The 4,489-nt window shown below is 63.7% G+C and carries 5 protein-coding genes; 2 read left to right on the top strand and 3 right to left on the bottom strand.

Going from position 1 to position 4,489, the window contains the following annotated elements; all coding sequences use genetic code 11:
• Positions 1-232: 232 nt before the first annotated feature.
• Positions 233-1,192, top strand: a complete 960-nt coding sequence (locus tag EOA36_RS28580; RefSeq protein ID WP_127280378.1) for a DUF1402 family protein — start codon at positions 233-235, stop codon at positions 1,190-1,192.
• Between the two features lie 241 nt (positions 1,193-1,433).
• Here the strand turns inward: EOA36_RS28580 and EOA36_RS28590 are convergent, their stop codons facing one another.
• The 3 genes from EOA36_RS28590 to EOA36_RS28600 are packed head-to-tail and all read right to left on the bottom strand — an operon-like array spanning position 1,434 to position 4,102.
• Positions 1,434-2,663 (bottom strand): FAD-dependent oxidoreductase, encoded by a 1,230-nt coding sequence (locus EOA36_RS28590; RefSeq protein WP_127280379.1) that lies wholly within the window; start codon positions 2,661-2,663, stop codon positions 1,434-1,436.
• A 5-nt stretch (positions 2,664-2,668) separates the two neighbouring features.
• Positions 2,669-2,983 (bottom strand): MocE family 2Fe-2S type ferredoxin, encoded by a 315-nt coding sequence (locus EOA36_RS28595; RefSeq protein ID WP_127280380.1) that lies wholly within the window; start codon positions 2,981-2,983, stop codon positions 2,669-2,671.
• A gap of 27 nt (positions 2,984-3,010) precedes the next feature.
• Positions 3,011-4,102, bottom strand: coding sequence for a fatty acid desaturase family protein (locus tag EOA36_RS28600; RefSeq protein WP_127280381.1), 1,092 nt, complete (start codon positions 4,100-4,102; stop codon positions 3,011-3,013).
• A gap of 163 nt (positions 4,103-4,265) precedes the next feature.
• On the opposite strand from EOA36_RS28600, the gene EOA36_RS28605 reads away from it, so the two are divergent.
• Positions 4,266-4,489, top strand: a 224-nt coding sequence (locus EOA36_RS28605; protein WP_145969346.1) for a LacI family DNA-binding transcriptional regulator, incomplete at its 3' end; no start/stop codon positions are given.

Here is a 4,489-nt window from a genome sequence, read left to right on the forward strand (position 1 = left end):
GTCCAGAAGCATGTCGGCGACCTCTCCAGAAACACGGATCTGTCGCGGTTCATCCTTTGAGCGGCAGCGCCGGACCGTTCCGGCGCGGGATCCGGTGACACCTTCCGGCAGGAGCCATGTGTGGCCAGATGGTACCATCTGGCCACCTTTCGTCTCGCCGGATGATGACGCGCTCTCGACTCAACCAAGAGCAATACCCTAGTTTGCGCGGCAATTCTCTAGGCGGCGGCGCATGAAAAAACTCATCCTGGTCATTCTCGGCTTGACGCTGGCGGCGACGCTGTTCGCCGCCGATGCGGCGACATTGGTGCCGGCGGGAAACCGCAATGCCGAGCAGCCGGACATTCCCGGCGCCTCAAGCCGACGCACGCAGGCGACCAACACCACCTTCCAGGCGAAGTACCGCAAGGTCTACGCGCTGCTGCAGAACGACGCCGATCTGCGCGCCAAGATCAAGAAGGCGGCAAGCGCCTATGGCATCGACCCCATGCATATCGTCGGCGCCATCGTCGGCGAGCACACCTACAATGTCGACGCCTATGACCGGCTGCAGACCTACTACGTCAAGGCGATCTCCTATCTCTCGAGCAAGCTCTCCTTCGCCTATGACGGCGAGGACATCACCGATTTCGTGCAGCGACCGGAATTCAAGAAATGCGCCGCGATTTCGGACAGCTACGATCTGTGGGAATGCCGCGAACAGGTCTGGAACCGTTCGTTTCGCGGCAAGACAGTCGGCGGCGAGGATTTCCCCGACAACCGTTTCGGCGCCACCTTCTTCCAGCCCTACTATGCCGGCCAGACCTTCGGCCTCGGCCAGCTCAACCCGTTGACCGCCCTGCAGATGAGCGACCTCGTGCACAAGGTGTCCGGCTTGCCGAAGCTCGACGTCTCCGATCCCAACTCGGTCTACAAGACCATCATGGATCCGGACCTGACGCTGCCATATGTCGCGGCGACGATCAGGAAGTCGATCGACGCCTATAAGAGCATCGCCGGCTTCGACATTTCGGGCAATCCAGGACTGACCGCCACGCTCTACAATGTCGGCAATCCGGAGCAGCGCGCCTATGCGCTGAAGGCTGAAAACGGCAAGCGCCGCGCCGCCGGCGAGCCGGAGAAGCTGCCGGAAGAGAATTATTACGGCTGGCTGGTCAACGACAAGCTGCCGGAGCTCAGGGCGCTGTTCTAGCGGCTCCGGCGTGGTGGCATTAGCTCGTTGACGCCTGCGCCGCCCCTCATTGTCCTGCCGGACATTTCTCCCCGTATAGTGACGGGGAGAAAGATGCTGATATCAATGATTTCGCCAATTTTTAGCGGTGCATGATGAATTGCGGCGAGGGTGCCACAGCTCCCTTCTCCCCGTTCTACGGGGAGAAGATGCCGGCAGGCAGATGAGGGCGGCGCCGCCATCGGCGAGCCGATGCGACCGTTCAGGCCGCCAGCAACGCCTTCAGCTTGACGTCAGGCGATTCTAGCGCCTCCACCGACGGCTTCGCTCGCTTGCCGATCAGCATTTCGGCGAGCCTTATGTCGCGGGCCACCGCATTGCCCGGGCCGATGCCGCTGGCCGCCACCAGCCTGCCGTCCTCGGCCAGATGAAACAGGATGAAGGCGCCGTCACCGAGATCGCGACGCACCATGCTGCGGCCTTCGTCGGAAAGTCCGGCGATCTGCAGGGACAGGCCATATTGATCCGACCAGAACCACGGCACCGCCGCATGCGCCTCGCCGGAGCCAAGCATGTTCCTGGCCGCCAGCGCGCCCTGTTCCTGCGCATTGCGCCAGGCTTCCAGCCGCACGCGGCGGCCGCCATAGACGGCGAGCGGAAACGAGCAGCAATCGCCGGCGGCGAAGATGTCGGGATCGCTGCTGCGCAGCTCGGCGTCGACTGCGATGCCATTTTCGATGGCCAGGCCGGCTTCCGCCGCGAGCCCGGTCACGGGCACGGCGCCGATGCCGATGACGGCGAGGTCGGCTGATATCTCGCGCCCGCCGGCAAGCATCACTCGCACCTCCTTGCCGTCGTCGGCGATGGAGGCGATGCCTTGCCCGCAGACCACGTCGACACCCTCGGCGACATGCGCTTTGTGAATGATTTCGGCGATCTCGGCCGGAACGCCACGCATCAGGATGCGCGGCTGCGCCTCGATGACGGTGACCGAAGCGCCGAGCTTGCGCGCCGCCGCGGCAAGCTCGAGGCCGATGAAGCCGCCGCCGATGACGGCGATGCGGTTGCCGGCACGAAGATGGGCGCGAATGGCCAGCGCGTCGGCGAAGGTTCTGAGATAGACGCAGCGCCCGCCAAGGCCAGGCATCGGCAGCTTGCGCGGCGTCGAGCCGGTGGCGAGCAGCAGCTTGTCGTAGGGCAGCGCCGAGCCGTCGGACAGGCGCACCGTGTGCGCCGCGCGATCGATAGCCACGGCCTGGACGGAATGGATATGCCGGATCGATTTTTCGGCCAGCACCTCGTCGCTGGCGATCGCCTTGATTGCCGGCGCGTCGCTGGCTAGCGCCTCCTTGGACAAAGGCGGCCTCTCATAGGGCAGATGCGGCTCGTCGCCGACCAGCGTCACCGGCCCGTCATAGCCGAGATCGTGCAAGGCGAGTGCGGCCCGACCGCCGCATTCGCCGGCTCCGATGATCACCATCCCGCGTGCCATGCCGGTCACCCGATCTGAACGAGGACTTTGCCGGCGTCGACCTTGACCGGATAGGTCTTGATGTTGACGCAGACCGGCGCGCCCCTGGCCGCGCCGGTCTTGTAGTTGAAGCGGCCATTGTGCTTGGGACATTCGATGATGTCATCCATCACCAGCCCGTCGGCGAGATGCACCTTCTCATGCGTGCAAAGTCCGTCGGTGGCGAAATACTCGTCGTCCGGGCTGCGATAGATGGCGAAGGTGCGCCCGCCGTGATCGAAGCGCATCACGTCCTCTTCATCGATGTCACCGGCGGCGCACGCCTCGACCCAATCGCTCATTCAGTCCTCCCCTGGAGCCGTTCGATGTCATTCCGCCGCCGTGGCGACGGCGTCGTTGTGGAATTCCTCGCGGTATGGCCTGGCGGTCGGCGGCAGCTCGCGCTTGAGGAAATAATCCTCGTTGCGCAGCTGGCGGCGGAAGACCGGGATCATCTCGCGGTACCCGGCCAGGATCGATCGCGTCGGCGCCGGCAGATCGTGCTTGATCAGCGCATGCAGCCTGGGCAGCGCATGGTAGGGCACCATCGGGAACATGTGATGCTCGACGTGGTAGTTCATGTTCCAGTAGATGAAGCGGCTGATCGGGTTCATGTAGACGGTGCGGCTGTTCAGCCGGTGGTCGGTGACGTTGTCGGCAAGGCCGCCATGCTGCAGCAGGCCGACCATGACATGATGCCAGGCACCGTAGAGCCTGGGCAGGCCGACCAGCATCAAGGGCAGGAACGATCCGGTGTAGAGCGCCAGCGCGATGGTCGCGGCATAGATCGCCGTCCAGATGCGGGCAATGCGGATCGCCTTCTGCTGTTCCTGCTCGGGAATGAAGGTCTTCTCGGCCGCGCTGATGTTGCCGGCGGCATTGCGCAGCATGTCTGACATCGCGTGCCAGGCGTCGAGCACGCCGACAAAACCGAGGACGAGGCGCACCAGGTCCGGCGGCCGCATGACCGAAATCTCGGGGTCGCGGCCGACGATGATGGTGTCGGTGTGATGGCGCGTGTGGCTCCAGCGCCAGGTCACCGGATTGCGCATGATCATGAAGCAGGCGACCTGATAGATCGCATCATTCATCCACTGCGTGCGGAACGCCGTGCCGTGGCCGCATTCGTGCCAGCGTGAATCGGTGGATGAGCCGTAGAGCACACCATAGGCGAAGAAGAACGGTACGCACCACCAGCTGCCCCAGAACCAGGCGCCGCCGGCGCCGCTGATGATGAGGGCGGCCAGCCAGATCACGGTGTCGCGGATCGCCGGGCCATCGGAGCGCTGCATCAGCTCCTTCATCTGCTTGCGGGGAATGTCGGTGTGATACCACTCGGCCGCCGACAGGCCGTTTTCGACGGCAAGTCGGGCGTCGCGGCCGATCAGGCTATAATCACGCCGGGACGGCGCTGCGGTCATGATTGCCTCCCAAGGCAGGGGCATTCGCCATGCGAATGCCGATCACCACTGGTTTCATGCCTAGAAATAACGCCGCGCCATGATAGACTCAACGTCACAAGATAGTTTCTATCATTTCCTATCAAAGGGGTATATCAATACCAGGCAATCGAACGGGGCGATCATGGCGAAACGGCCGACCATAACAGATCTGGCGCGCGTCTCCGGCGTCAGCGTCGCCACGGTGGACCGCGTGCTCAACAATCGCTTGCCGGTTCGCGAGGAAACGGCACGCCGCGTCTACGAGACCGCGACCGAGATCGGCTATCACGCGGCCGGCCTGATCAAGCAGCGTATGCGCCATGAATTGCCGGAATACCGGCTCGGCTTCCTGCTTTTGAGAGGCAA

Origin of the sequence: Mesorhizobium sp. M8A.F.Ca.ET.021.01.1.1, from assembly GCF_003998025.1 — a bacterium.
GTDB lineage: Bacteria > Pseudomonadota > Alphaproteobacteria > Rhizobiales > Rhizobiaceae > Mesorhizobium.

Coding starts and splice junctions, on each gene's coding strand:
- EOA36_RS28580 (WP_127280378.1), top strand. CDS start 233: ATGAAAAAACTCATCCTGGTCATTCTCGGCTTGACGCTGGCGGCGACG.
- EOA36_RS28590 (WP_127280379.1), bottom strand. CDS start 2,663: ATGGCACGCGGGATGGTGATCATCGGAGCCGGCGAATGCGGCGGTCGG.
- EOA36_RS28600 (WP_127280381.1), bottom strand. CDS start 4,102: ATGACCGCAGCGCCGTCCCGGCGTGATTATAGCCTGATCGGCCGCGAC.
- EOA36_RS28595 (WP_127280380.1), bottom strand. CDS start 2,983: ATGAGCGATTGGGTCGAGGCGTGCGCCGCCGGTGACATCGATGAAGAG.